This is a genomic window from Bacillus sp. R86525 (genome assembly GCF_042466195.1).
GTDB lineage: Bacteria > Bacillota > Bacilli > Bacillales > Bacillaceae_G > Bacillus_A > Bacillus_A nitratireducens.
Genome location: NZ_JAXHPX010000007.1, coordinates 3,604,897 through 3,631,080, shown reverse-complemented (window position 1 = coordinate 3,631,080; position 26,184 = coordinate 3,604,897). Strand labels below are relative to the sequence as shown.

Here is a 26,184-nt window from a genome sequence, read left to right as displayed (position 1 = left end):
CAAGAGATGTAACAACGCGTTACATCTCTTGTTTTTTTATTTTACTAACTTTCCTAATACAGGTAAACGTTGAATACGATCACCGAGAATATGCGAAGCAAGTCCACTCGTTAGTACGAATAAAAGATAAACAAGTCCTCCTGCTGCGGCGCATATAAACACAATAATCAATGATTCTATATAAGATTGGCCAGGAATAATCCAACTTATAAATGCTCTTAATGCGATTACAACAGCAGACATTGCCGCGGAATAAAGCGTAATAAGAAATACTGTTTTTGCTGTTTCGCCAATTTTAAATTTCGCAAACTTAACGATGCAGTACAACATAATAATATTTGAAACGAGATAGCCAAGAATTGTTCCAAGCACAGCACCATGTCCACCGAATAAATGTAAGAGCGGTGTGTTCACCACAATTTTAACGAGAATACCGACTGAGAATGCAATCATTGTTTTTCTTTGATAATCAATTCCTTGTAATATAGCAGCTGAAACTGTGAAAATCGCACTTAATACAGCAGAAGGTGCAAATGAAATTAAATATTGTGATCCACCAAGTGCAATTTCAGGATTTACATAAACCATGCGGAATGCATCGTAAGCGATACTAGCTAAACCGAATGCTGCTGGGATAGTGAAGAATAATAATACTTGAAATATCTTTGAAATTTGTCCTTGTAATTCATCTAGCTTCCCACTTGTAAATGATTTCGTTATAGCTGGAATAATTGTTAATGAGAATCCGGTAGCAAGTGAAGCGGGAATCATAATTAACTTTTGTGCATAGTTCGTTATATAAGCGAAAACTGCATTCGCAGTTTCTAAAGGCTCTCCCATTGCTCTAAGGACATCAGCTACGGTATATTGATCTACTAACGTATAGAGCGGAATTGCAATACCGACAAATACAATTGGGATTGCATATCGAAGTAATTCCATATAAATATTTTTTAATGGAATATCGGATGCCCTTGACTTTAATTCACCTTCGGGAGGCTTTAATCCGTTATATTTTTTCCAGTACATCATTAAAATAGAGACGCTGGCAAGTGCCCCGATAACAGCACCAAACGTAGCAACCGCAACAGAAGAAGCTACTGAACCACCTAATAGTTTTGAGACGATAAAACTACCAACTAAAATGAAAACGACACGTGCGATTTGTTCTACAACTTGAGAAACAGCACTTGGTTTCATATGTTGAAAACCTTGGAAATAACCACGTGTAACACTCATAGCTGGTACGATAATAAGCGCGAAGCTTAATGCTCGCATTGTAAGTGTTACGTCGGCGATAAATTGTGGATCTGGCGTTTTCGAGCGAATAATAAATTGTGATATGTACGGTGCTCCAATAAATAAAATTAAAAATCCTAAAAAGCCCATAAACAACATCAATTTTACGCTAGAGTTGTATAATTTTTTACTTGTACTATAATCGCCAAGTGCATTATGTTTTGCAACAAATTTGGAGACGGCAATAGGAATACCAGCTGTTGAAAAGCTTAATAAAATACCGTACCAAGAGTATGCATATCCGTATAAAGCGACCCCTTGCGTTCCAACTAATAATTGAAAAGGGAAGAAGTATATAAAACCTAAAATTCGTGAAATCATTGTTGCACCACTTAATAAAGCAGTGCCTTTTAAAACTTTTGAAGTGGACAAAATCCTTTCCTCCTACTCGTGCTGTCTTGCATTCATCGTATACTACTATAAACCTGCTAGAGAAGTTAATACAGTATAAACCATAAATGTTCTAATACTATTCATACAAAAGTCATATTTTGAATTTTAAAATAGAATGTAATACATAAAAATTCAAAATATAAGTTGACACTATTTTTAATGTGTGATAAAAATGATAGTAATCAATTCGGAAAATAATATTTGGGCAATGAAAGGGTATAGTAGTGAAAATCTCCCTATTTCAGAGAGCTGATGGTTGGTGTGAATCAGTATATAGATTATTCATGAAGTTCGTCCTGGAGCATCTTTCATAAATCTCATATTTTGAGGAAATGAAAGACGGTAGTTTATACCGTTATCAAATAAAGTGGTGAAGATTGTTTCACAACTAGGGTGGTACCGCGATATTTATCGTCCCTACGTATTTACGTAGGGACGTTTTTTATTTAGGTCTTAACTTTGGTGTGGCTTCATAACTAGGGTGGTACCGCGATATTTTATCGTCCCTACGTATTTGCGTAGGGACGCTTTTTATTTAGGTCTTACTTTTGTTGTATCTTCATAACTAGGGTGGTACCGCGATATTTTTGTCGTCCCTACGTATTTACGTAGGGGCGTTTTTTATTATTAGGGAGGAAGTGAACGTATTAGAAAAGAGTATGGATAGAACAATATAAATACCGAATTGTAAAACATAAAAAAGATAAAGAGAGGAGATAAATAAATGAATTCACAGCAATGGACATCGAAATTAGGTTTCGTATTAGCTGCAGCAGGTTCAGCAATTGGTCTTGGGGCGATTTGGAAATTCCCATATATGGCCGGCATCGGAGGAGGCGGCGCGTTCTTCCTTATTTTCATCGGATTCACATTATTAATTGGTTTACCGCTATTATTAGCTGAATTCGTTATCGGAAGAAGTACACAAAAAGAGGCCGTTGATGCATATAGAGAGATTGCTCCTAAAACGTTATGGCCGTGGTTAGGTAAATTAGGGATTGTAACATGTTTCATATTACTTTCTTTCTACAGCGTTGTAGGAGGTTGGATTATATTATATTTATGGAATGCAATTACAGGTAGACTATGGGAAGGAAATGTGGCATACGAAGCTACGTTTGGTGAAATCATTTCCAATCCATATTTAGCAGTTGGTTCACAGCTATTATTCATCCTTATTACTATTTTTATCGTAAGTAAAGGTGTACAAAATGGTGTTGAAAAAGTAAATAAATATTTCATGCCAGCACTATTCGTATTATTCTTTGTACTAATTGTTCGTGCACTTACATTAGACGGTGCTGGAGAAGGAGTTCGATTCTTCTTACAACCTGATTTCTCAAACGTAACGTCAGAAATCATATTATATGCAATGGGGCAATCGTTCTTCTCACTATCTGTTGGTGTAGCCGTTATGGTAACGTATAGCTCGTACTTACCGAAAGAAGAAAGTTTACCGCGTTCAGCATTTTCTATCGTAGCTTTAACGCTTGTGATTACATTACTTGCAGGGCTAGCAATTTTCCCGGTTGTATTTGCATTTGGAATGGAACCATCTCAAGGACCTGGACTATTATTTATCGTATTACCAGCTATTTTCAGTAAAATGGCGTTCGGAAAATTATTCTTCATTGTTTTCTTATTATTATTCTTCTTTGCTACTATTACATCAGCAATTTCGATGTTAGAAATTAGCGTTGCATCTTTAACTGCAAAAGGTAAAGGGAAACGTGAAAAGATGGCCTTGATCGTTGGATTATTAATCTTCGTTGTTGGAGTGCCATCAGCATTATCATTCGGTTTGTTAAGCGATGTGAAACCATTTGGAAAAACAATTTTTGATTTAGCAGACTATGCGGTTAGTAACATACTAATGCCACTTGGTGTTTTATTAGTTTCTATCTTTGTTCCTTTAAAAATGAAGAAAGATGTATTAATGAAAGAGCTTGGTGTAAGTAAAAATAAAGGCTATAAACTGTTCGTATTATGGTTATTCTTACTTCGCTATATTGCACCAATTGCGATTATTATCGTATTCCTAAATGTACTTGGAATTATATAAAAAGAAAGGTAGCGTATCGCTCTATGATACGCTACCTTTTTATTTTGCTCTTTTTTGTAATTCGTTTACTGTTACGAACTGATAGCCCTTCTTAGATAAAGAGTCTAAAATACCTTCAATGGTCTGTAAATTTTCATTAGACTCATCATACATAGAGTGTAATAAAATGATAGAACCTGGTTTTAAATTTTTACTAACATATTCAATTTTATCAGCTGTAGATTTATAAAAAGTATCAGGTTCAAGATCCCATGTGATTGTTTCGATATTATTTTTATTTAAATAGTATGGCAGTCCTATTAGTTTCTTACCGTTAGGTGGCCTAAAATCAATTTTATCTGTATATCCTGTTTGACGGATTATCGAGTTCGTTTTTTCTATTTCTTTTTTAATAAAAGAAGGAGTTTTGAAAACCATTCTATTATGAGAATATGTATGGTTTCCAAGTTGGTGCCCAGATTGAACAATCGCTTCACCTAATGGTAAATTGTTTTCTAATTCGTTTCCAATAACAAAGAAAGTAGCTTTAGCATTGTACTTATCTAGTAGTGGTAGTATTTGTTTTACATTGTTAGTAGGGCCATCATCAAAAGTTAAGGCAACTATCTTTTCATTTGTTTCAATGCGGTTTGTCAGTTCGCCGAATAATTGAAAACTTCTTGCATTCATTAATTTGTAAGTTCCGAATAATGCTATGGTAATAATGAATAGTGTAACTAGTGTAGTGATTATTTTTTTCTTCATAATACAACCTCATATTTATTTTTGATTCGATTAAAAAGTATTATATCAAACTAAGTAATTTTTTGCTTTGAAAAGGATGTGGATGCAAGGGGAAGGAATTTATCATATAATAAAATGCAAAAGGTATATTAGGAGGTGTTTATATGGCGATTATAATTCAATTGCCAGACACTGCAACGTCTCATGCAAAGCCAAGTATGGAAATGGCGATACTTTGCGTGAGGTAGACAAGTAATATACAATCGCCTAAATGAGCTCGTATCATTTTTTATATTTGGCTTTGCACCTTATTGAAATGAACCATAAAAAATAAGGGGCGAGCAGAAATGAAATACGTAAAAGCTGCGACGGTTTTACCAGAAAGTTTAATTACCGAAATTCAAAAGTATATACAAGGTGAAACAATTTACATTCCAAAACAAGAAACGAAACATTATAAATGGGGTACACGATCTGGCGGAAGAAAACAACTGGATGAAAGAAATAAAGCAATTAAAGACGCTTTTAAAAGCGGAATTGCAATTCATCAATTAGCAGAAGAATATTTTCTTTCTGGAGAAACGATTAAAAAGATAGTGTATTCTAAATAAATTTTAAAAAAGAGTCTGATTCATATGTTATTTTGAATCAGACTCTTTTTTTATAGGTTCATTACAAAATTTGATTCGATATTTTTAGTATGAATGGGCATGATAATAGCAAAAATGAATCGTAATTGTATAGTATTGAGGCGTGGATGGGAAATGAAAACGTTATATTTCATATGACAGAAAGGTGAACCTATATGAATCATCTTGGACAAATAACAATAGAATTGATTTTTGGTTTTTTTGTTCTATTGGTTGCTACAAAAATACTAGGGAAAACACAAATATCACAGCTAACGCCTTTTGATTTTATTTCTGCTATTGTTCTCGGAGAATTGGTCGGAAATACTATATATGACCCGGAAATAAAAGTATGGTCTATTTTATATGCAGTACTTGTATGGGTAGTGTTAATTTATATAATAGAAGTAATAACGCAAAAATTTAGAGGGACGAGAAGTTTTTTTGAAGGCTCTCCGTCAATCATTATCCGTAATGGATATATTGACCGGGAACAACTAAGTTCAAATCATTTGGACATAAACCAATTACAGCAAATGCTACGGCAGCAAAAAGATGTTTTTTCAATCCGGGAAGTTGAGTATATGATTTTGGAACCTAACGGAAACATAAGTGTTCTGAAAAAAAGTAAATATGAAACTCCCACTATAAATGATTTAAGTTTAAAACATAAGCCTGTATACTTACCCATTTCATTAATTAGTGATGGAAAAGTAGTGAAGGATAATTTAAGGGAAGCAGGTTTTGATGAGGGATGGCTTTATAAACAAATAGAGCAAAAAGGGATTACTAAATTTGAGGATGTACTATATGCGGAATGGAAAACAGATGATGGATTCTTTTGTCAGGAAATGAATCGGTAGAACATAATCGGAGTATGTAATGTTCATTTCTAAATTATCTTTTACATATCAAAAAACGTAATCATTGTATACAATAAAATTAGATCAACAATTTGTATGGAGTGATAAATATGGAAGCTTTTATTAGAAGTGATCAATATAATTTTATAAAGTCACAAGCTTATATTTTAGCAAATGGACATGCTACGGCAAATGATAGAGGAGTAATTCAAGCGTTAAAATCACTTGCAATTGAAAAGATAATACATGTATTTGAGAATTTAACGGATGAACAGAAAGAGTTAATTGATACGGTATTAACAGTTAAAAATAGAGAAGATGCAGAATCGTTTTTAATGAAAATAAATCCGTATGTAATTCCGTTTCAGGAAGTTACAGCACAAACGTTAAAAAAACTATTCCCTAAAGCAAAAAAATTAAAACTGCCTGATATGGAAGAACTGGATATGAAAGAATTATCTTATTTAAGCTGGATTGACAAAGGATCAAGCAGGAAATTTATTATAGCGAAAAATGATAAAAATAAGTTTGTTGGTCTGCAAGGAACATTTCAAAGTTTAAATAAAAAAAGCATTTGTTCATTATGTCATGGGCATGAAGAAGTAGGAATGTTTTTAGTTGAAATTAAAGGTGATGTACCAGGAACTTTCGTTAGAAAGGGAAACTATATTTGCAAAGATGGTGTAGCTTGTAATCATAATATGAAATCGCTTGATAAGTTACAGGATTTTATCGAGAGATTAAAGAAATAAAATGGAAGACCTCTAGTACTTAAACTGGAGGTTTTTATTTTTTGAAGAAGTAATAATAGGCTTCTTTTGTAGCTGTAGATTTATAAAAAAAGTCAGGTCATTTATAATGAAATTTGATAAAAACATCTATTTGGATACAGATACTTATATGCAAGGAGGTAAAACATGAATTACATTTCACCGAAAGAAGAGGTGTTAAAAGTGAAACGGTGGCCTAAAGATACGATAGTGGCGGGTCGTGGTCATACCGTTGCTCTTAAATCGGATGGCACGGTGGTAGCAGTGGGCCGAAATAAAGAAGGAGAATGCAATGTAAGTGGCTGGTGTGATATTGAAGCAGTCGCAGCGGGCAATGTTCATATGGCGACGAACACGGGTAATGCTCATACAATCGGTCTTAAATGTGACAGTACTGCGGTTGCAGTGGGTTGGAATAATCATGATCAATGTAATGTAAACGACTGGCATAATATTGTATCGGTTGCGGCGGGATGGCGTCGTACCATTGGCCTTAAACCGGATGGCACGGTAATAGCAGTGGGGCGAAATAAAGAAGGAGAATGCAATATAAGTAGCTGGCGTGATATTGTGGCGGTCGCGGTGGGTGACTGGCATACAGTCGGTCTTAAATTGGACGGAACGGTGACGACTGTGGGTAATAATCGATATGGCCAATGTAATGTAAGTAGCTGGCGTGATATTGTGGTGATAGCGGCGGGATATCTTCATACAGTTGGTCTTAAATCAAACGGTATGGTGACGGCTGTGGGTAATAATAAACAGGGTCAATGTGATGTAAGCGATTGGCGTGATATTGTGGCGATAGCGGCAGGGAGTAGTCATACAATCGGTCTGAAATCGGATGGTACTGTAGTAGCAATGGGTTCAAATGAGTATGGTCAATGTAATGTAAGCGATTGGCGCGATATTGTAGCGATAGCGGCGGGGTGTGCACATACCGTCGGCCTTACATCTGACGGTACGGTGGTAGCAGTAGGTGATAACGAATATGGCCAATGCGATGTACACAGCTGGCACGGTATCCGACTGCCCAATCCAAATATTTTGCCAATCTAAATATTTGTTGATGGGGAATAAGAATGTTTAATTTCTAATAAATCGCTGGTAATATTATGTTATTTCAGGCGTAATTATGGAATAGGATATGTAGAAAATAATCAAACTTAAATCTGCTGAGTAAGAATCCCTATTCAAAAGGGGTTCTTATTCTTTTCCATAAAATGAGGGTCTAAATGGAATTTTTGAACAAACTTTATTGCAAAGCTACAGTAGAAGACATGGTTTACAAATAAAGCATAAGGAGAGGTGAAGAAATGTTTAAAAAGTTTTTGCTTTTTTTACCAGATTTTTCACTTGTATGTATCGTTCTCTACATAACATACACGACCTCTCTTAGTTTTGGACAGATGGTATTAGTTGGGATTACAATCGGCATAATTGGTACTCTTGTTATAAGAATATGTACGGATTTATTTACGTTCATCAAGTGGACAATTAAACAAAGGAAATCTTGAATATGTTTAAATAGCTATTAGGAGGAGATGAAATGACTAATAAAAAGAATAGAGTAAAAAACGAGATAGTACTTTGGACATTAACAGCGGTTGTTCTTTTAATTGTATGGTACTTTTTTCAAAGATAAAAACGCATCGCACTTTGAAAAAAAGCACGATGCGTTTTTATTATTTTTTTTGCCAATTTTCTTTTATGAAGTCTTCACGGCCAGATTCTTTTTGCTCAGTAGCATATTTCTCTGGATTCTTTTTATAGAAATGTTGGTGGTACTCTTCTGCTTCATAAAAAGGTGCAGCAGGAAGAATTTCAGTCACAATAGGATCTTTAAACATACCGCTTTCTGCTAGCGTTTGCTTCGATTTTTCTGCAAGCTCTTTTTGTGTTTCATTATGATAAAAAATTGCTGTGCGGTAAGAGGGACCACGGTCAAAAAATTGTCCGCCATCATCAGTCGGATCGATTTGTGGCCAATATAAATCTAGTAATTTTTGATACGGGAAAATAGAAGGATCGAATGTAATTTGAACGACTTCTAAATGTCCAGATGTCCCTGATTTTACTTGTTCATATGTTGGATTTTCTATATGACCACCTGCATAGCCAGAAAGTACTTTATGAATACCAGGAAGTTCATCAAATGGTTTTACCATGCACCAAAAGCAACCACCTGCGAAGGTTGCGAGTTCGTATGTTTTTTCGGACATTGCTGTAATCCTCCTAAATGTATATGTTTTATATAGTATTATATAAATTGTTTTATTGCGCAATAAAAAAGATTTGAAAATATATGTTTTTTATAAACAAGATCCTCCGCTCACATCAATTAATTGTCCAGTAACCCAGCGGCTGTCTGGAGAAGCAAGAAAAGCAGCGGTATCGGCAATATCTTCTACTTCACCTAAGCGATTGAAGGCGGAAATAGTAGTAGCGTACTGTTTCATCATTGGGTCGCTCAATAGTTCTGCATTCATATCTGTTTTAATAAAGCCTGGAAGTATTGCATTTACTGTTATTCCTCGTGCTCCGAGTTGTTTTGCAAGCGTGAAAGTCATCGTGTTAATTGCACCTTTCGTCATGCTATATGCAACGAAATCAGGCAAAGAAATACGGGTGGCAGCTGATGAAATATTAATAATTCGGCTATTATCACGTAAACGTGGTAGTGCTTGTTGAATGATAAAGAATGGTGCTTTTGCATTTACTGAAACCATTCTATCAAAAAATTGTTCAGTCGTTTCTTCAATAAAAGCACCAGGACCGATTCCAGCGTTGTTTATTAAAATATCAAATTGTGTTCCACCAGTTCTTTTTTGTAGTTCGTTATCTAGAGAAATATACAGGTTATCTACACCGTGTAAAGATTCAAGATTTGCACCGATAGAAAAAGCTGATCCGCCATTTGATTGAATTTCATGAACAGTTTCTTCAGCATCTTCTTTTCGATTTCCATAATGAACAGCAACTAATGCACCGTCGTTTGCTAACCGTTTTGCGATAGCACGTCCAATTCCTCGGCTTGCTCCTGTAACTAATGCTATTTTACCTTTTAACATAAATTTCTCATCTCCTCATAAATTGTATATGTTTTTAAGTTGTTTTTCTTTATGTAGTAACGCGAACATACCTAAGTAATATATGAGTATGTGTAAGAAGTTCATTCCGATTTTGTTTTGAGAAAAAATAAATAGATTTCTAGTGAATAGAATGAATTTTAATTTTTTTCTAAAAACATGTTGACAATGAAAAGAGTCGCGTCCTATAATACGTGTAACAAATAAAAGTTAATTAAGAATTTTCTAACTTTATATGTTATATATGCAAAGAAGAGGAAAGTAGATGATTATGGTCGTTTCAGAGAGCTACTCCTAGGCTGTGAGAGTAGTAGCAATCGAATCATTGAAGATCACCTCGGAGCATCGCTTGCGAAAGGGAAACTGAGTAGAGGGCGGCGGCATCGTCTCCGGTAAAAGGACGGAGGTCTGATTGGACCTATGAAGCTTATATTTCGTGAGAAGTATAAGGAAGCTGAGTGGTAACGCGAAACTCTCGCCTCAGCAATCAAAGCTACTAATTTGTAGTAGTTGATTGCTGAGGCGAGAGTTTTTATTTTAAAAAATAGAATAAAAGAATGCGAGGAAGAGGAGAGTAAATGATAAAGATTGTTTCAGAGAGCCGCCCAAAGGCTGTGAGGGTGGTAACAATTGAATCATTGAAAATCACCTCGGAGCACTGCTTTTGAAGTTAGTAAAAAGTAGCGGAGTTGTTTCCGATAGAAAAACAAAAGTCTAATTGGACTTGCGGAGCTTATATTTCGTGAGAAGTGTAAGGAAGCTGAGTGGTACCACGAGTCTCTCGTCTCAGCAATGGATTGCTACAAGTGTGTAAGTAATCGATTGTTGAGACGAGTATATTTTTAAGTTTAGTATACTGAATATTCTGTTAAAATACTCATCTCAGCAATCGATATAGAAATAGGTTGCAAAAATAGAGAGAAAAAAGAGGAGCGATGTGAGATGGGAAACCAGTACATTTACATGAATGGGGAATTTGTAGAAAAAGAAAAGGCAGTTGTTTCAGTATATGATCACGGCTTTTTATACGGGGACGGTGTATTTGAAGGGATTCGTAGTTACGGAGGAAATGTATTTTGTTTAAAAGAACATGTGAAACGATTATATGAATCGGCGAAATCTATTTTACTTACAATTCCAATGACGGTTGACGAAATGGAAGAAGCAGTTTTACAAACATTGCAAAAAAATGAATACGCGGATGCCTACATTCGATTAATTGTTTCAAGAGGAAAAGGTGACTTAGGACTCGATCCGAGAAGTTGTGTGAAACCGAGCGTAATTATTATTGCAGAGCAATTAAAGTTATTCCCACAGGAATTTTATGATAATGGACTAAGCGTTGTATCTGTTGCATCGAGACGTAATACGCCAGATGCATTAGATCCACGTATTAAGTCAATGAACTATTTAAATAACGTACTTGTAAAAATTGAAGCGGCACAAGCAGGAGTGCTAGAGGCCCTTATGTTAAATCAACAAGGATATGTTTGTGAAGGGTCTGGAGATAATGTTTTCATTGTGAAAGATGGAAAAGTGTTAACACCTCCTTCGTACTTAGGGGCGCTAGAAGGTATTACGAGAAATAGTGTGATTGAGTTATGTGAGCGACTTAATATTCCGTGTGAGGAAAGGCCGTTTACTCGCCATGACGTATATGTAGCAGATGAAGTGTTTTTAACAGGAACTGCAGCGGAACTAATTCCTGTAGTGAAAGTAGATTCAAGAGAAATTGGAGATGGAAAACCAGGAGATGTAACAAAAAGATTAACCGAAGAATTTAAAAAATTAACGAGAGAAAGAGGAGTACGTGTTCCAGGATTGGCGGAAAGTTTAGCGTAAATAGGGAGAGGAGTTAATTAAAATGGAGGAACAGTATACAGCATGTGATGAACTGCAGAGTGAAGAAGCTACAGGTGCTGGACATGTTATTCAATGTTTGAAGAAATTAGGTGTAACGACTGTTTTCGGTTATCCGGGCGGCGCGATTTTACCAATATACGATGCGTTATACGAAAGTGGTTTAAAGCACGTGTTAACTCGTCATGAACAAGCTGCCATTCATGCGGCAGAAGGATATGCGAGAGCTTCTGGAAAGGTTGGGGTAGTCTTTGCTACCTCTGGCCCAGGGGCGACCAATTTAGTTACGGGTTTAGCAGATGCTTATATGGATTCGATTCCTTTAGTAGTCATTACAGGGCAAGTTGCAACGCCTTTAATTGGTAAAGACGGATTTCAAGAAGCGGATGTCGTCGGAATTACAGTACCTGTTACGAAGCATAATTACCAAATTCGTGATGTAAATTATTTATCACGAACTGTGCAAGAAGCTTTTTACATCGCCGAAAGCGGGCGACCGGGACCGGTATTAATTGATATTCCAAAAGATGTTCAAAATGCAAATGTAACAAGTTTCTTTAATGAAGAAGTGGAGATTCTAGGATATAAACCAGAACCTTTGCCAGACAGTTTGAAACTGAGAGAGGTAGCAAAATCAATTTCAAAAGCAAAACGCCCACTCCTTTATATCGGGGGAGGTGTCATTCATTCAGGCGGATCTGAAGAACTCATCAAGTTTGCGAGGGAGAATCGTATTCCAGTCGTTTCAACTTTAATGGGACTGGGTGCATATCCGCCGGGAGATCCGTTGTTTTTAGGAATGCTCGGTATGCATGGAACGTACGCTGCAAATATGGCAGTAACAGAATGTGACTTATTACTGGCGTTAGGTGTTCGTTTCGATGATCGTGTAACAGGAAAATTAGAACTTTTTTCTCCGCATTCGAAAAAAGTACATATGGATATTGATCCTTCTGAGTTCCATAAAAATGTAACTGTAGAGCATCCGATTATTGGTGATGTGAAAAAGGCGCTACATATGCTGTTACATATGTCTATTTATACACAAACGGATGAATGGCTTCAGAAAGTGAAGAAATGGCAAGAAGAATATCCACTTTCATATAAGCAAAAAGAATTTGAGTTAAAACCACAGCATGTTATCAACTTAGTAAGTGAATTAACGAATGGTGAAGCGATTGTCACGACAGAGGTAGGACAGCATCAAATGTGGGCTGCTCACTTTTATAAAGCGAGAAAACCACGGACTTTTCTAACATCAGGGGGATTAGGGACGATGGGATTTGGTTTTCCAGCAGCAATTGGTGCTCAGCTTGCAAAAGAAGAAGAACTTGTCATCTGTATTGCTGGTGATGCTTCTTTCCAAATGAACATTCAAGAGCTGCAAACAATTGCTGAAAATAATATTCCTGTCAAAGTATTCATCATAAACAACAAATTTTTAGGAATGGTAAGGCAATGGCAAGAAATGTTTTATGAAAACCGTTTGTCGGAATCGAGAATTGGGTCACCAGATTTTGTGAAAGTAGCAGAAGCTTATGGTGTAAAAGGGCTAAGAGCAACAAATTCGTTTGAGGCGAAAAAGGTAATGTTAGAAGCATTTTCTCATGAAGGTCCTGTCGTAGTTGACTTTTGTGTAGAAGAAGGTGAGAACGTCTTTCCGATGGTTCCGCCAAACAAAGGGAATAACGAAATGATTATGAAGAGGTGGGAAGAATGAGTCATACTTTTTCATTAGTTATTCATAACGATCCGAGCGTCTTATTACGTATAAGCGGAATTTTTGCTCGGCGTGGTTATTATATTTCTTCTTTAAATTTAAACGAAAGAGATACAAGTGGTGTTTCTGAAATGAAATTAACAGCAGTTTGTACTGAAAATGAAGCAACGTTACTTGTCAGTCAGTTGAAAAAATTAATCAATGTACTGCAAGTAAATAAATTATAAGGAGTGTATGGAATATGAAAACTTATTATGAGAAAGATGCAAATTTAGAGCTATTAAAAGGGAAAACAGTTGCGGTAGTCGGATATGGATCTCAAGGTCATGCCCAAGCACAAAATTTACGTGATTCTGGTGTGGAAGTTGTAGTTGGTGTTCGCCCTGGTAAGTCATATGAAGTAGCAAAAGCTGATGGATTTGAAGTAATGTCCGTTTCAGAAGCGGTTCGAACCGCACAAGTTGTACAAATGTTATTGCCGGATGAACAGCAAGCGTATGTATATAAAACAGAAGTAGAAGAGAATCTTCGTGAAGGACAAATGTTACTTTTCTCACATGGATTTAATATTCACTTCGGGCAAATTAATCCGCCAAGTTACGTAGATGTAGCGATGGTCGCGCCGAAAAGTCCAGGTCATCTCGTTCGCCGTGTCTTCCAAGAAGGAAATGGTGTCCCAGCATTAGTTGCAGTGCATCAAGATGCAACGGGAACAGCATTAAGTGTAGCACTAGCGTATGCAAAAGGTGTAGGTTGTACACGTGCAGGTGTAATTGAAACGACATTCCAAGAAGAAACAGAGACAGACTTATTCGGTGAGCAAGCAGTACTTTGCGGAGGAGTAACAGCACTTGTGAAAGCTGGTTTTGAAACGTTAACGGAAGGTGGATATCGTCCTGAAATTGCATACTTTGAATGTTTGCATGAATTAAAGTTAATTGTTGATTTAATGTACGAAGGCGGATTAACGAATATGCGTCATTCTATTTCAGATACGGCAGAGTTTGGAGATTATGTAACAGGATCAAGAATTGTTACAGATGAAACGAAGAAGGAAATGAAACGTGTTCTTGCAGAAATTCAGCAAGGTGAATTTGCGAAGAAATGGATTTTAGAAAATCAAGCAGGGCGTCCAACGTATAATGCGATGAAAAAAGCAGAACAAAACCATCAGCTAGAAAAAGTAGGAGCAGAGCTTCGTGAAATGATGAGCTGGATTCATGCACCGAAAGAATTAGTAAAGAAATAGATTAAGAGAGTATAAGTGAAAAATATGTAAGAGGGGATTTGACAAGATGAGAAGTGACATGATTAAAAAAGGTTTTGATAAAGCTCCGCATCGTAGTTTATTAAAAGCAACTGGTTTGAAAGATGAGGATTTTGATAAACCGTTTATTGCGATTTGTAATTCTTTTATTGAAATTATTCCAGGGCATAAGCACTTGAACGAGTTTGGAAAACTTGTAAAAGAAGCCGTTCGTGCAGCAGGCATGGTTCCATTCGAATTCAATACAATTGGAGTAGATGATGGTATTGCGATGGGACATATCGGTATGCGTTATTCGCTTCCGAGTCGTGAAATTATTGCAGATTCAGTAGAAACAGTTGTAAATGCACATTGGTTTGATGGCATGATTTGTATTCCAAACTGTGACAAAATTACACCTGGTATGATGATGGCGGCTCTTCGTATTAATATTCCAACTGTATTTGTTTCAGGCGGCCCGATGGCTGCGGGAAAAACATCTAAAGGAGAAGTTGTCGATTTAAGTTCCGTTTTTGAAGGGGTAGGAGCTTATCAATCCGGGAAAATTTCAGAAGAAGAATTAAAGGATATCGAAGATCATGGCTGTCCATCTTGTGGCTCTTGTTCGGGTATGTTTACCGCGAATTCTATGAATTGTTTATGTGAAGTGTTAGGTTTAGCTCTTCCAGGAAACGGTAGTATTTTAGCAATTGATCCAAGACGTGAGGAGTTAATTAAACAAGCAGCAGAGAAATTAAAAATTTTAATTGAGAGAGATATTAAGCCACGTGATATTGTTACAGAAGAGGCAATTGATGATGCATTTGCACTTGATATGGCGATGGGAGGATCTACGAATACAGTATTACACACGCTAGCGCTCGCACAAGAGGCCGGATTAGATTACGATATGAACCGTATTGATGCTGTTTCAAGACGTGTACCGCATTTATGTAAAGTAAGCCCTGCTTCTAATTGGCATATGGAAGATATTGATCGAGCAGGCGGGATTAGTGCAATTTTGAAAGAGATGAGCCGAAAAGAAGGGGTACTTCATCTAGATCGAATAACTGCTACTGGGCAGACGTTAAGAGAAAACATTGCTCATGCAGAGATTAAAGATAGGGAAGTTATTCATTCTCTCGAAAACCCTCATAGTGAAGAAGGGGGATTACGTATATTAAAAGGAAACCTTGCGAAAGATGGGGCAGTTATTAAAAGCGGAGCAACCGAAGTAAAACGATTTGAAGGACCTTGCGTTATTTTTAATTCACAAGATGAGGCGCTTGCGGGCATTATGCTTGGGAAGGTTAAGAAAGGGGATGTAGTTGTTATTCGTTATGAAGGACCAAGAGGCGGCCCTGGTATGCCGGAAATGTTAGCACCAACATCAGCGATTGCTGGTATGGGATTAGGTGCAGATGTTGCGCTATTAACGGATGGACGTTTCTCTGGAGCTTCACGTGGTATTTCAGTAGGACATATTTCACCAGAAGCAGCTGCGGGCGGAACAATTGCACTTCTTAAACAAGGGGATATCGTTTGTATCGATGTTGAGGAGAGATTGTTAGAAGTAAGAGTTAGTGATGAAGAATTAGATCAGCGTAAAAAAGAATGGAAACGGCCAGAACCGAAAGTGAAAACTGGATGGCTTGGGCGTTATGCACAAATGGTAACATCGGCGAATACAGGTGCAGTTCTAAAAATCCCGAATTTTGATTGAGCCAATTTAAAAGAGATAAGGATGATATGAAATGGTGCAGAAAGTAAAGGAGAGAGTGAAAATTGAAGATATCTTAATGGCTCATAATTGCATGAAAGATATCGTTATTAAAACGCCGTTACAACTAGATACAGTTTTATCTGAGAAATATGATTGTGACGTTTATGTGAAACGAGAAGACTTACAATTGATTCGATCTTTCAAAATTCGTGGTGCGTATAATTTGATTCAAAGTTTACCGAAAGAACAATTACAAAATGGTGTTGTTTGTGCAAGTGCTGGTAATCATGCGCAAGGGGTAGCTTATACGTGTAATTTATTGAAGATTCCGTCAAATATTTTTATGCCCACAACGACACCTAAGCAAAAAGTATCACAAGTCCAATTTTTCGGTGGTGATTTCGCAAAGATTGTATTAGTTGGTGATACATTTGATAGCTCTTTCCAAGAAGCACAGCGCTATTGTGATGAAAATAAGATGACATTCGTTCATCCGTTCGATGACCCGTATGTTGTTGCTGGTCAAGGAACAGTCGCGGTTGAAATTATGCATGATATGGAGAAACCAGTTGATTATATCTTTACAGCAATCGGCGGTGGTGGGTTAGCATCAGGTGTTGGTACATATGTGAAAGGTGTTAGTCCTGCTACAAAGGTCATTGGTGTAGAACCGATGGGGGCTGCATCTATGAAAGAGGCTTTTCTTCAAAATGAAAATGTGGCATTGGAGAAAATAGATAGTTTTGTTGATGGGGCAGCGGTTAAAAAGGTAGGGAAGTTAACATTTGAAACTTGTAAAGATGTAATTGATGATATTGTTTTAGTACCAGAGGGAAAGGTTTGTACGACGATTTTAGAACTGTATAAGAAAAATGCAATTGTAGCTGAACCCGCTGGAGCGCTTTCTATTGCGGCGCTTGATCTTTACAGAGATGAAATAAAAGGGAAAACAGTTGTATGTACGCTAAGTGGTGGAAACAATGATATTGATCGAATGCAAGAAATGAAAGAACGTTCCCTCATTTATGAAGGATTAAAGCATTACTTCATCATTGAATTTCCGCAGCGTTCAGGAGCACTAAGAGAGTTTCTTGATAAGGGATTAGGCCCAGAAGATGATATTACACGATTTGAGTACATTAAGAAACATAATAAAGAAAATGGTCCAGCGCTAGTCGGTGTAGAATTAAAACATAAAGAAGATTACGAGCAATTAATTAGTCGTTTTAAAGAAAATAATATTCAATTTGTGGAGCTTAATAAAAATCCTGTTTTGTTTGATTTACTTATTTAGTAGAAAAAAGTAAACATATGATTGTATTTGAAATGAAAAAAGATAGATACAAGCAGAGGAAATAGTGCTTGTTCTATCTTTTTATAGTTATACTAAATACGCTCCATATTCAAGAAGGATAAAGCTAGTTAACCAAAAGAGTATCGCAATACGAATGATTACGTACATTGTAAATTCAAAGGGAGTAAGATTTCTCTCGCGCTTTATTTTTTTTAGAAGTCTAACAGAAAAAACTGAACATAAAAGTAGGATCGCTATAGACATTTTATAAATATTTTCTAACAAACCTACATTTTCTAATAAGTCTTTCAGCATGTTCATCACCTACCCTGTAATGTATGTTACAGAGAAATGGCACTCGTGCTGTTTAGTTGCGTTTGTTTATTATTTTCCCTGTATCATCAATTTCTACATCAGTTGAAACTGCTTGTAAATATTGTAGTGCTTTTTTCTTTTCTTCTTCATTTACAGGAGAAACTTGGTTGTTGCGAATGATGTACGGGTTAAATGACATTTGGACATCATTTCCTTTAAAGGTTAAAGTTAATACGCCAGTTTCGGCGCTTTTTCCATTCACATAACTTGGGAATAAAAAGTTTCCTAATGAGTAAGCGATAGGAACTTTATTATAATACTCAAACCCTTGTAACCAATGGGGATGACTGCCGACAATAGCGTTAGCTCCTGCTTCAACCATTTTAGGTACATATTGTTTTTGGTATTCTATTGGACGATTTGATTTTTCAACGCCCCAATGCATATAAACGATTACATAATCAGCATCTTTCTTTTGTTCTTGAATCGTTTTTGTTACCAAATCTAGATCATATCCGTTTGCAACGCCAGGTTTATTGTCACCAGCTACCCAATTAAAGTTAGGCATAAAGCGTACGAAGGAAAGAAATTTAAACTTTTTTCCTTTTACAGTTAGTTCACGAGCGGTATAAGCATCTTCAGTATTTCTTCCGGCTCCAGTGTAAGGTAGTTTTAACTTTTCGACGTGAGAAATGGTGTCTAGTAGTCCCTCTTGTCCATAATCAAGCGTATGGTTATTGCCGATGTTCACGATGTCATATCCAGTGTTTTTAATGGCTTGTAGTGTGGATGGATCACTTTTAATCCAAAATTGTTGCCCGGGTACTTTTTTTTCTCTCGTTGTAAATGCTGACTCTAAATTGACAAAAGAAATATCAGCTTTTGTTATTTCTTCTTTTACATGTTGGAATGGATAATCAGCCCCATTTTTTTCGATTACGGGACGTAATTGCCAATCGAACATTGTATCACCGGAGAAGGTGAGTGTGATTTCAGGCTCTTCTATTTTCTTTTCGCTTTTTGAAGCTGTTTTACTAGATTTGTTTTGCATATCAGGTTTGTCTTTTGCTTTTGAGATAAAAGAATAGTTGATTAATAAAACAATTGGTGTAATGAAAAAGGCTATTAACAGAAATCGTTTTAGTAAAGTTTTCATTTATACCTTCCCTTTTGAGTTTATCCCGCAATTAGATTAACAATGAATCTACTAAAGGTAATTGGTCTATGTATAGTTACAAAAAATAGCGGGTATGTAGTGAAAAACATTTGTTAATATTCTCAATATTAAGTTAACATATAGATAACCTGTAAATCAATGAATAAACCAAAATATAGAAATAAAGAATTCGAAGGGTGAAGAATGAGAAATGGTTATATTAGGAGCAGTTGTAAATGGAATTTGTATTATATTTGGTACTTTACTTGGTAAATTATTTAGTGCGATTCCAGAAAGTATGAAGGGAACAATTATGCATGCAATCGGTTTAGCGGTTACTGTACTTGGACTTCAAATGGCATTAAAAAGTGAAAATTTTCTTGTTGTCATACTAAGTTTAGTTATTGGTACGGTAATCGGGGAATGGCTACAACTAGAAGAAAAGTTAAAACTTTTGGGGGATTGGCTAGAAAATAAAGTTGGATCGAAAGGGAGAGGGAGCATATCAGAAGGATTTGTAACAGCTACGCTTATTTTTGCAATTGGTGCGATGGGCATACTTGGTGCATTGGACAGTGGGATTCGCGGAAATCATGATATTTTATTTACAAAGGCGATTATCGATGGATTCATTTCTATTATATTAACGACAACTCTAGGAATTGGCGTAGTATTTTCAGCGATTCCAGTGATTTTATATGAGGGAGGTATTGCAGTTTTTGCAACACAAATTAATAGTTTGGTCCCGAAAGAATTAATGAATCAATTTATAGTGGAAATGACAGCTACAGGTGGTATTATGATAGCTGCTATTGGATTGAACTTACTTGGTATTATTAAAATTAAGGTGGCAAATTTATTGCCGGGTATATTGGTAGTTGGAATAATCGTTTCACTTATTTATGGGTACGGATTACTAGTAAAGTAATAGGGGATGGAGATACATATGGAGGAGTATAAATTTACAAAACGTGTTCATAACATATTGAAGATTGCAGCAGAAGGGGCGGAAAATAATATTATTCAACCAACTCATCTGTTTATCGGAATGAGTAAAGAAGGCACTGGAGTTTGTAGCGAGTTGTATATGTATTTGTTTCGTAACTTGGGTACGGATTTTTTAGAAAAACTTTCAATACGAAAACAATACGATTCACCGTATCAAGAGTATAAAAAAATAGGACAATATAAGGTATCTTATAAAGTGCTGGAAATTTTACAAATAGCGAAGAAACGTATGGAACGTTTTCAGCAAGTATTCATTAATGAAGGGCATGTTATATATGCACTTTTTCGTGTAGAAACGTTTATTGAAAATCTGCAAATACACAAAGATATTTTACGTATTATAGCTGAGCCAAGAGATTTAGCGGTTGATTTAAAAGTCTTTAATCCACTTTATAATACATTATCTTGTAATGTAAGAAGGGCTAGCTATTCTGATTTCGAAAAATTAGCAAGTTTTGTTGAGGCGGAATTTGGTGAACGTTGGTTACATTCAATAGAGTATGGATTTCGTACATATAAAGATAATTTACCTATTTATATAGCAGAACAAGAAGAAGTGATAGTAGGTTTCGCTTGTTATGATGTGGTGAGAGGAAAGAAGGGATTGTTTGGTCCAATGGGCACAGCGAAACAAAATCGCGTGAAAGGTGTAGGTAAGGAGTTGTTACATCGTTGTTTACATAGTATGAAGCAAGAAGGATATGAATACGCAATTATTGGACAAGCGGGTCCGATTGAGTTTTATGAGCGAAATTGTGATGCGCGTTTAATACCGTTAGAGAATAAGTAACCAACTCCATATATGGGAGTTGGTTTTTTTATGAAAATAATGTAGGGATGTAGTGATTTTTACTAGAGAATAGCGGGTTTTGTAGTAAATCTTACAAATAAAGCAAATTACTAACCTTTTTTTAGAAAACGGTGTAGAATGGGTATCGAATGAAAGAAGGTGTGAAAATGGCCAGCTGGAAACGAAATTTAATGATTTGTTGGCTAGGTTGTTTTACCACTGCAGCCGGTATGAGTTTAGTAATTCCTTTTTTATCTTTTTATATTGAGGAATTAGGGGTGACCGGCAATTCTAGTATTGCACAGTGGTCGGGACTTGCATTTGGTGTAACATTTTTAATGGGTGCGATTGTATCACCGATATGGGGAAAGCTTGGTGATATACATGGACGGAAATTGATGCTTATACGAGCGAGCCTTGGTATGGCGATAATTATGACGCTTATGGGGTTTGTGACGGACGTGTATCAACTAGTCGCACTTCGGTTTTTAATGGGAGCGGTATCAGGTTTTCTTTCTACAGCGATGACATTTATTGCTGCAGAAACTCCGCAAGAACATTCAGGTTGGGCGATTTCTACAATCTCAACAGGAGGCGTGAGCGGTTCATTACTTGGGCCGATACTCGGAGGTTATTTGTCAGAATTAATCGGAATGCGCCATGTTTTTCTAGTTACAGGAGCTTTCTTATTCCTTTCCTTTCTTATCGTTTTTTTCTTCTTACATGAGGAGAAACATTCTGCTAAAGCAAAAAAGGCACAGCCGAAAAAAGTATGGACGATGGTCCCTGCAAAACATTTAATAATAAGTTTATTTGTAGCAACGTTTATTATTCAGCTTGCAAATATGTCGATTCAACCTATTATTACGTTGTACGTAAAGCATTTGGCAGAACCAGGAACAGATCATATTGAAATGCTTGCAGGTGCAGTCATGTCTGCAACAGGATTAGCAGTAATTTTAGCAGCTCCTAAGCTAGGAAGATTATCAGATCATATTGGACCTCAAAAAACGTTAGTTGTAGCGTTGTTTGCTGCCGGAATTATTTTTATTCCGCAAGCATTTGTAACCTCAGCTTGGCAACTATTAATTCTTCGCTTTTTATTAGGTATTGCACAAGCAGGACTATTACCTTCCGTACAAACTCTACTAAAACAACATACGCCAACCCATGTAACGGGACGAATATTTGGATATAATCAATCGTTTCAGTTTTTAGGAAATATGATTGGTCCAGTACTTGGTGGGCAAATTGCAGCTCACGCAGGCTTCCAATATGTTTTCTTCTCTACTTCATCATTATTATTTATTGCATGTATTTGGGTTTATTTTCATAGTAAGAATGCAGAGGTATCAGAGAAACAACATTTGGAAGTTAGTTAATTAGGTGAATGAACAGTAAAAAGGATGAAGCGATAGTTGCTTCATCCTTTTTTATTAAAACTGAAGGCAAAGATAACTTAATGTACCAAGCTCGTAGCTACGGTGAATGACTTTCCCTGTCTGTTCACCACTACCCATTGCGATAAATAAAGGTACAAAATGCTCTGCTCGTGGAACAGCCAATTGTGAATGAGGCGCATTTTTCTCCCAATTAAACAATGCATCTTTATCATTGGTCTGCATATGTTTAATAATCCAATCATCAAATTCAATTGCCCATTTTTCAGGTGTAGTTTGATTCCATTTCAATGCTCGTAAATTATGAACAGTAACTCCGCTGCCGATTACTAAAATATCTTCTTGTCCGATTTCTTTTAGTGCTTCTCCAATTTCAAATTGTTTTTCTGCAGGAAGGAATGGATTTACTGATATTTGTATGACAGGAATATTTGCTTCTGGATACATACGATGCAGGAGCGTCCATGAACCATGATCTAACCCTCTCGTCATATTATGATGGACTGGAATGCCTTTGTTTTTAAATTTTGTTGCTAGCATAGACGCAGTGCTAGAAGAGCCTTTCGCACGATATTTGATTTCGTATAATTCAGGAGGAAAACCTCCAAAATCATAAATTGTTTCATATTCTTCATCTGAAGAGGAAATCGTTAATACTTCACTTTCCCAGTGAGCGGTAAAAATAACAATAGCTTTCGGTTTATATGTTTCTCCAAGTGTCTTTAAAAAGAGTGTATAGTCTGTATCTTGAATAGCGAGCATTGGTGAACCGTGTGCTAAAAATAGTGATGGCATCATAGTAGAAACCTCCTAAAAAATTATATAGTTACTTTATGTAAGTAACTATATAATTTTATTTAAAGTCCGTCAAGAGAATAGTTTGAAAGATAAACAATGAATGAATGCATTTGTCATAATAGAAGCAATTGCATATAATACATAATAAGAATAATGAATAGATATTCATTTTTTGAGATACATAATAGATTTGGGGGCTGACGAAATGAACGTACAGGAAAGTTTCGTTACGGCATTGGATGGATCGGAAATTTATTTGCGTAAGTGGTTACCAGAAGGAGATCCGCGAGGGATTATTCAAATTGCACATGGTATGACAGAACATGCAGGTGTTTATACAGAATTTATTGATGCTTTATTAGAAGCAGGGTATGGTGTTTATGCACATGATCATAAAGGGCATGGGAAAACAGTGAAAAGAGAAGAAGAGTATGGTCATTTTAAACCAAATGTAGGTTGGAATGAGGCTGTGTCTGATGTTGTTTTTGTATCAGGAACGATAAGAAAAGAGCAGACATGCCCGTTAATTTTACTTGGACATAGTATGGGTTCTTTTTTATCAAGACGTGCTGTACAAATTAAAGGTGAATTATATGATGGATTCCTTATTTCAGGAACTGGTGGAAATCCAGGGCTTTTAGGAAGTATCGGTCATAAAGTAGCGACAATTGAGATGAAATTACGCGGGGAAAAAACGAAAAGTCCGATGCTAAACTTTTTATCTTTCGGAAACTTCAATTCACACTTTAAACCAAATCGTACAAAATTTGATTGGTTATCTTCAGATAATAATCAAGTTGATAAATATATTGCGGATCCGTTATGTGGATTCATTTGTACGACGAGTTTTTATCGAGAATTATTTTCTGGTGTATTAGAAGTAAATAAACTAGAAGAATACAAGAGGACGCCAAAAAATCTTCCAATACATATATTCTCTGGTGATCGTGATCCTGTTGGAGATATGGGAAAAGGTGTAACAGAAGTTTATGAAAACTATAAAAAATGTGGTGTGAAAGACGTGACACTACGTTTATATGAAAATGGTAGACATGAAATGTTCCATGAAGTGAATAGAGATGAAGTGTTTAAAGATTTGATTTCTTGGTTAGATAGACATATTGTATGAGAAGAAACCTCACTTTTTTGAAGTGAGGTTTCTTTGAGGAAATGGAGGAAAGGTTATGAGTGGATTTGTAAATAAAGAATATATAGAAATAGATTTTCAATATGAATTGATTAAAGAAGAGGAATTAAAAAATTGTACCTTCATAAAATGCCGTTTTAGAGGGGTAGACGCATCAGAAGTTGTTACTAAAAACTGTAATTTTATAGAATGTGATTTTACTGGTTCTCTTTTTAATGCTTCTATCCATCAAGGAACTACATTTGCAAATTGTAAGTTTGTTGGTGCGAATTTATTCGTCTCTAAGTTTGAAGAATGTAAAATGACGGGCTCCGATTTTGAAGAAGCGAATTTAGACGGAATAACAATAATATCGGGTGATTGGTCATATACAAATTTAAGGTTCGCGAACTTAAGTAAACAAATGTTAAAGGGTATACGTTTAATGGAAGCTGACTTATATGAATGTAATTTAGAAAAAGCAGATTTACGTGAAGCGGATTTAACCGGCGCACAATTAGGTAAGGCGAAACTTAGCGGTGCAAATTTAAAAGGGTCGATAGTTGATAGAATTGATTTTACAAGTTTTGATTTAAAAAATGTAAAATTAGATATAGCACAGGCAGTTGCAGTAGCAAGATGTTATGGAGCTAAGGTGAACTAAATTGTTTGTAAAACCGTTCAAATTGCTGAACGGTTTTACAGATAATAATAGTTTTAAAAATTACTTTCTATATAAGAGGATATCTCATTAGCAAGAGTCGATGTTAATAGTGTAGATACATTGCTTAAAATGATGATTGTAGCCTCTTTGTCAATTAATCGTAAATAGGAGGACGTAAAGCCGTTAATTCCGCCGTGATGGAATATAAGTTTATTATTTCTTTCAGTCATAGCAATATTCCAACCGTAACCATATCCGTAAGATTCTGCAGTAAGCATGCGAGATGTCATCCTACTTGATAATAAGCGATTTTCTTTTAGCGCCTTATCAAATCTATATAAATCTTCGGCTGTAGAAACTAATCCCTAATCCACCAGCTGAATATGAATTAGACATATGAATAAATGATGCGTTCTGTAGGCCATTGTTTGGATGTAACTCATATCCAGCTGCTTTATGTTTTTGAATCATATGATTCAAATCAACGCCCGTGTTTATTATAGAGAGTGGGTAGAAAATCCTCTTTTTAAGAAATTCCTCATAAGAAATTCCACTTATAACTTCAATAATTTTTCCTAATATAATATAACCTGAATTCGAATAATTGAATTTTTCACCAGGACTAGATTCAAAGGGACACGCAATAATCCATTGTATTAATTCATCCGGTGTTCGAGGCTGTAAAGATTGTAATAAAAAGTCATGTTGAGCAGTAATATTACCGACTCCAGCAGTATGATTTAATAAATGCTTGATCGTAATTTGATTTCCTTTTGGAAAATCGGGAATGAATCGATCTAAAGTATCATGTAGCTGTAATTTTTCCTCTTCCACCAGCATTAAAATTGAAACTGCTGTGAAGATTTTAGTTATTGATCCAATACGAAACTTTGTTGTAGATGTATTAGGTATGTCCCAATTATAATTAGCTTTTCCAAATGACTGCTTATAAAGAGTCTCTTCTTTATGGACTATTAAAATTGTTCCGTTAAATTTTTCGGCATTTTTATATAAGAATGAATTGATATATGAGTTTAACAAATTTCAGGCACTCCTTTAAATGTTGGAATATTCGTTACCTGAAATGGAATCCAACGGCATAGGCAATTCCCCCCCTAAATGAAATGTTTTTTAGAATACTTTTCTATTTTATAATGCAAGTAATATAAGAAGCAAGTTGATTTAAAGTTATATAAAATAAAGGTTTTTTTTATTGCTTGTGGCAATACTTTAGTAGTTCATATTTTGAAGGTGGA

General features: G+C 35.8%; 25 protein-coding genes, 1 pseudogene and 3 other annotated features. Of the genes and pseudogenes, 17 read left to right on the top strand and 9 right to left on the bottom strand.

Going from position 1 to position 26,184, the window contains the following annotated elements; all coding sequences use genetic code 11:
* Window positions 1-36 precede the first annotated feature (36 nt).
* Window positions 37-1,671: a putative polysaccharide biosynthesis protein gene (locus SJY24_RS21330; RefSeq protein WP_377866103.1), complete on the bottom strand. Its 1,635-nt coding sequence runs from the start codon at window positions 1,669-1,671 to the stop codon at window positions 37-39.
* 220 nt (window positions 1,672-1,891) lie between these two features.
* Window positions 1,892-2,114 (top strand) — a binding site (T-box leader).
* A gap of 302 nt (window positions 2,115-2,416) precedes the next feature.
* Here SJY24_RS21330 and SJY24_RS21325 point away from each other — a divergent pair.
* Complete coding sequence (locus SJY24_RS21325; RefSeq protein ID WP_377866102.1) at window positions 2,417-3,754, top strand: sodium-dependent transporter; 1,338 nt, start codon at window positions 2,417-2,419, stop codon at window positions 3,752-3,754.
* A 39-nt stretch (window positions 3,755-3,793) separates the two neighbouring features.
* Here the strand turns inward: SJY24_RS21325 and SJY24_RS21320 are convergent, their stop codons facing one another.
* Entirely contained in the window at window positions 3,794-4,498 is a 705-nt protein-coding gene (locus SJY24_RS21320; RefSeq protein ID WP_377866101.1) for a polysaccharide deacetylase family protein, read from the bottom strand.
* A 326-nt stretch (window positions 4,499-4,824) separates the two neighbouring features.
* Between SJY24_RS21320 and SJY24_RS21315 the strand changes: the two genes are divergently transcribed.
* The 5 genes from SJY24_RS21315 (at window position 4,825) to SJY24_RS21295 (ending at window position 8,256) form a co-directional block, all read left to right on the top strand.
* On the top strand, window positions 4,825-5,088 hold the full coding sequence (locus SJY24_RS21315) for a CD3324 family protein (RefSeq protein ID WP_377866100.1): 264 nt from the start codon (window positions 4,825-4,827) through the stop codon (window positions 5,086-5,088).
* Window positions 5,089-5,282: 194 nt separating this feature from the next.
* Entirely contained in the window at window positions 5,283-5,969 is a 687-nt protein-coding gene (locus SJY24_RS21310) for a DUF421 domain-containing protein (RefSeq protein WP_377866099.1), read from the top strand.
* 110 nt (window positions 5,970-6,079) lie between these two features.
* Window positions 6,080-6,721, top strand: coding sequence for a FusB/FusC family EF-G-binding protein (locus tag SJY24_RS21305; RefSeq protein ID WP_377866098.1), 642 nt, complete (start codon window positions 6,080-6,082; stop codon window positions 6,719-6,721).
* Window positions 6,722-6,886: 165 nt separating this feature from the next.
* Entirely contained in the window at window positions 6,887-7,798 is a 912-nt protein-coding gene (locus SJY24_RS21300; protein WP_377866097.1) for an RCC1 domain-containing protein, read from the top strand.
* Between the two features lie 257 nt (window positions 7,799-8,055).
* On the top strand, window positions 8,056-8,256 hold the full coding sequence (locus SJY24_RS21295; RefSeq protein WP_002086300.1) for a hypothetical protein: 201 nt from the start codon (window positions 8,056-8,058) through the stop codon (window positions 8,254-8,256).
* A 168-nt stretch (window positions 8,257-8,424) separates the two neighbouring features.
* Here the strand turns inward: SJY24_RS21295 and msrA are convergent, their stop codons facing one another.
* Together msrA and SJY24_RS21285 are read right to left on the bottom strand one after the other, a co-directional pair.
* Window positions 8,425-8,961 (bottom strand): peptide-methionine (S)-S-oxide reductase MsrA, encoded by a 537-nt coding sequence (msrA, locus tag SJY24_RS21290; protein WP_377866096.1) that lies wholly within the window; start codon window positions 8,959-8,961, stop codon window positions 8,425-8,427.
* Window positions 8,962-9,051: 90 nt separating this feature from the next.
* Window positions 9,052-9,810 carry an SDR family oxidoreductase gene (locus SJY24_RS21285; RefSeq protein WP_000911713.1) on the bottom strand — a complete coding sequence of 253 codons (759 nt, stop codon included), beginning with the start codon at window positions 9,808-9,810 and terminating at the stop codon, window positions 9,052-9,054.
* A gap of 258 nt (window positions 9,811-10,068) precedes the next feature.
* Window positions 10,069-10,314, top strand: a binding site (T-box leader).
* Window positions 10,315-10,381: 67 nt separating this feature from the next.
* Window positions 10,382-10,620: a binding site (T-box leader), on the top strand.
* Window positions 10,621-10,770: 150 nt separating this feature from the next.
* On the opposite strand from SJY24_RS21285, the gene ilvE reads away from it, so the two are divergent.
* From ilvE to ilvA, 6 genes are read left to right on the top strand one after another with little or no spacing between them, the layout of a single operon-like run.
* Window positions 10,771-11,670: a branched-chain-amino-acid transaminase gene (gene ilvE, locus SJY24_RS21280; protein ID WP_000528152.1), complete on the top strand. Its 900-nt coding sequence runs from the start codon at window positions 10,771-10,773 to the stop codon at window positions 11,668-11,670.
* A gap of 22 nt (window positions 11,671-11,692) precedes the next feature.
* On the top strand, window positions 11,693-13,408 hold the full coding sequence (gene ilvB / locus SJY24_RS21275) for an acetolactate synthase large subunit (protein WP_377866095.1): 1,716 nt from the start codon (window positions 11,693-11,695) through the stop codon (window positions 13,406-13,408).
* A complete protein-coding gene (locus SJY24_RS21270) occupies window positions 13,405-13,635 on the top strand; it encodes an ACT domain-containing protein (protein WP_044440462.1) in 231 nt (76 codons plus the stop codon). Before ilvB ends, SJY24_RS21270 begins: the two co-directional genes overlap by 4 nt.
* 14 nt (window positions 13,636-13,649) lie before the next feature.
* Entirely contained in the window at window positions 13,650-14,657 is a 1,008-nt protein-coding gene (ilvC, locus tag SJY24_RS21265) for a ketol-acid reductoisomerase (protein ID WP_377866094.1), read from the top strand.
* A gap of 46 nt (window positions 14,658-14,703) precedes the next feature.
* Window positions 14,704-16,377, top strand: coding sequence for a dihydroxy-acid dehydratase (gene ilvD, locus SJY24_RS21260; protein ID WP_377866093.1), 1,674 nt, complete (start codon window positions 14,704-14,706; stop codon window positions 16,375-16,377).
* A gap of 31 nt (window positions 16,378-16,408) precedes the next feature.
* On the top strand, window positions 16,409-17,671 hold the full coding sequence (gene ilvA, locus SJY24_RS21255; RefSeq protein WP_377866092.1) for a threonine ammonia-lyase IlvA: 1,263 nt from the start codon (window positions 16,409-16,411) through the stop codon (window positions 17,669-17,671).
* Between the two features lie 87 nt (window positions 17,672-17,758).
* Here ilvA and SJY24_RS21250 read toward each other — a convergent pair whose 3' ends face one another.
* Both SJY24_RS21250 and SJY24_RS21245 read right to left on the bottom strand, forming a co-directional pair.
* Complete coding sequence (locus tag SJY24_RS21250; protein ID WP_377866091.1) at window positions 17,759-17,986, bottom strand: hypothetical protein; 228 nt, start codon at window positions 17,984-17,986, stop codon at window positions 17,759-17,761.
* Between the two features lie 52 nt (window positions 17,987-18,038).
* The gene (locus tag SJY24_RS21245) at window positions 18,039-19,142 is read right to left on the bottom strand and encodes a CapA family protein (RefSeq protein ID WP_377866090.1); all 1,104 of its coding nucleotides are present in this window, start codon (window positions 19,140-19,142) and stop codon (window positions 18,039-18,041) included.
* Window positions 19,143-19,353: 211 nt separating this feature from the next.
* Between SJY24_RS21245 and SJY24_RS21240 the strand changes: the two genes are divergently transcribed.
* From SJY24_RS21240 to SJY24_RS21230, 3 genes are all read left to right on the top strand, one after another.
* Window positions 19,354-20,070 carry a DUF554 domain-containing protein gene (locus SJY24_RS21240; RefSeq protein ID WP_377866089.1) on the top strand — a complete coding sequence of 239 codons (717 nt, stop codon included), beginning with the start codon at window positions 19,354-19,356 and terminating at the stop codon, window positions 20,068-20,070.
* 18 nt (window positions 20,071-20,088) lie between these two features.
* The gene (locus SJY24_RS21235) at window positions 20,089-20,940 is read left to right on the top strand and encodes a GNAT family N-acetyltransferase (protein WP_377866088.1); all 852 of its coding nucleotides are present in this window, start codon (window positions 20,089-20,091) and stop codon (window positions 20,938-20,940) included.
* Window positions 20,941-21,107: 167 nt separating this feature from the next.
* The gene (locus tag SJY24_RS21230; protein WP_377866087.1) at window positions 21,108-22,322 is read left to right on the top strand and encodes a multidrug efflux MFS transporter; all 1,215 of its coding nucleotides are present in this window, start codon (window positions 21,108-21,110) and stop codon (window positions 22,320-22,322) included.
* Window positions 22,323-22,376: 54 nt separating this feature from the next.
* On the opposite strand, the gene SJY24_RS21225 is transcribed toward SJY24_RS21230, so the two are convergent.
* Window positions 22,377-23,138: a DODA-type extradiol aromatic ring-opening family dioxygenase gene (locus tag SJY24_RS21225; RefSeq protein WP_377866086.1), complete on the bottom strand. Its 762-nt coding sequence runs from the start codon at window positions 23,136-23,138 to the stop codon at window positions 22,377-22,379.
* 205 nt (window positions 23,139-23,343) lie between these two features.
* Here SJY24_RS21225 and SJY24_RS21220 point away from each other — a divergent pair, with 205 nt between their 5' ends.
* Window positions 23,344-24,267, top strand: a complete 924-nt coding sequence (locus SJY24_RS21220; RefSeq protein ID WP_377866085.1) for an alpha/beta hydrolase — start codon at window positions 23,344-23,346, stop codon at window positions 24,265-24,267.
* Window positions 24,268-24,322: 55 nt separating this feature from the next.
* Complete coding sequence (locus SJY24_RS21215) at window positions 24,323-24,928, top strand: pentapeptide repeat-containing protein (protein WP_377866084.1); 606 nt, start codon at window positions 24,323-24,325, stop codon at window positions 24,926-24,928.
* A gap of 53 nt (window positions 24,929-24,981) precedes the next feature.
* On the opposite strand, the pseudogene SJY24_RS32095 reads toward SJY24_RS21215, so the two are convergent.
* Together SJY24_RS32095 and SJY24_RS21210 are read right to left on the bottom strand one after the other, a co-directional pair.
* Window positions 24,982-25,233 (bottom strand): annotated as a pseudogene (locus SJY24_RS32095) (serine hydrolase domain-containing protein); the annotation flags it as partial.
* Window positions 25,234-25,261: 28 nt separating this feature from the next.
* Complete coding sequence (locus SJY24_RS21210) at window positions 25,262-25,969, bottom strand: serine hydrolase domain-containing protein (protein ID WP_483861727.1); 708 nt, start codon at window positions 25,967-25,969, stop codon at window positions 25,262-25,264.
* Window positions 25,970-26,184: the final 215 nt, after the last annotated feature.

Coding starts and splice junctions, on each gene's coding strand:
- SJY24_RS21325 (WP_377866102.1), top strand. CDS start 2,417: ATGAATTCACAGCAATGGACATCGAAATTAGGTTTCGTATTAGCTGCA.
- SJY24_RS21320 (WP_377866101.1), bottom strand. CDS start 4,498: ATGAAGAAAAAAATAATCACTACACTAGTTACACTATTCATTATTACC.
- SJY24_RS21315 (WP_377866100.1), top strand. CDS start 4,825: ATGAAATACGTAAAAGCTGCGACGGTTTTACCAGAAAGTTTAATTACC.
- SJY24_RS21310 (WP_377866099.1), top strand. CDS start 5,283: ATGAATCATCTTGGACAAATAACAATAGAATTGATTTTTGGTTTTTTT.
- SJY24_RS21305 (WP_377866098.1), top strand. CDS start 6,080: ATGGAAGCTTTTATTAGAAGTGATCAATATAATTTTATAAAGTCACAA.
- SJY24_RS21300 (WP_377866097.1), top strand. CDS start 6,887: ATGAATTACATTTCACCGAAAGAAGAGGTGTTAAAAGTGAAACGGTGG.
- SJY24_RS21295 (WP_002086300.1), top strand. CDS start 8,056: ATGTTTAAAAAGTTTTTGCTTTTTTTACCAGATTTTTCACTTGTATGT.
- msrA (WP_377866096.1), bottom strand. CDS start 8,961: ATGTCCGAAAAAACATACGAACTCGCAACCTTCGCAGGTGGTTGCTTT.
- SJY24_RS21285 (WP_000911713.1), bottom strand. CDS start 9,810: ATGTTAAAAGGTAAAATAGCATTAGTTACAGGAGCAAGCCGAGGAATT.
- ilvE (WP_000528152.1), top strand. CDS start 10,771: ATGGGAAACCAGTACATTTACATGAATGGGGAATTTGTAGAAAAAGAA.
- ilvB (WP_377866095.1), top strand. CDS start 11,693: ATGGAGGAACAGTATACAGCATGTGATGAACTGCAGAGTGAAGAAGCT.
- SJY24_RS21270 (WP_044440462.1), top strand. CDS start 13,405: ATGAGTCATACTTTTTCATTAGTTATTCATAACGATCCGAGCGTCTTA.
- ilvC (WP_377866094.1), top strand. CDS start 13,650: ATGAAAACTTATTATGAGAAAGATGCAAATTTAGAGCTATTAAAAGGG.
- ilvD (WP_377866093.1), top strand. CDS start 14,704: ATGAGAAGTGACATGATTAAAAAAGGTTTTGATAAAGCTCCGCATCGT.
- ilvA (WP_377866092.1), top strand. CDS start 16,409: ATGGTGCAGAAAGTAAAGGAGAGAGTGAAAATTGAAGATATCTTAATG.
- SJY24_RS21250 (WP_377866091.1), bottom strand. CDS start 17,986: ATGCTGAAAGACTTATTAGAAAATGTAGGTTTGTTAGAAAATATTTAT.
- SJY24_RS21245 (WP_377866090.1), bottom strand. CDS start 19,142: ATGAAAACTTTACTAAAACGATTTCTGTTAATAGCCTTTTTCATTACA.
- SJY24_RS21240 (WP_377866089.1), top strand. CDS start 19,354: ATGGTTATATTAGGAGCAGTTGTAAATGGAATTTGTATTATATTTGGT.
- SJY24_RS21235 (WP_377866088.1), top strand. CDS start 20,089: ATGGAGGAGTATAAATTTACAAAACGTGTTCATAACATATTGAAGATT.
- SJY24_RS21230 (WP_377866087.1), top strand. CDS start 21,108: ATGGCCAGCTGGAAACGAAATTTAATGATTTGTTGGCTAGGTTGTTTT.
- SJY24_RS21225 (WP_377866086.1), bottom strand. CDS start 23,138: ATGATGCCATCACTATTTTTAGCACACGGTTCACCAATGCTCGCTATT.
- SJY24_RS21220 (WP_377866085.1), top strand. CDS start 23,344: ATGAACGTACAGGAAAGTTTCGTTACGGCATTGGATGGATCGGAAATT.
- SJY24_RS21215 (WP_377866084.1), top strand. CDS start 24,323: ATGAGTGGATTTGTAAATAAAGAATATATAGAAATAGATTTTCAATAT.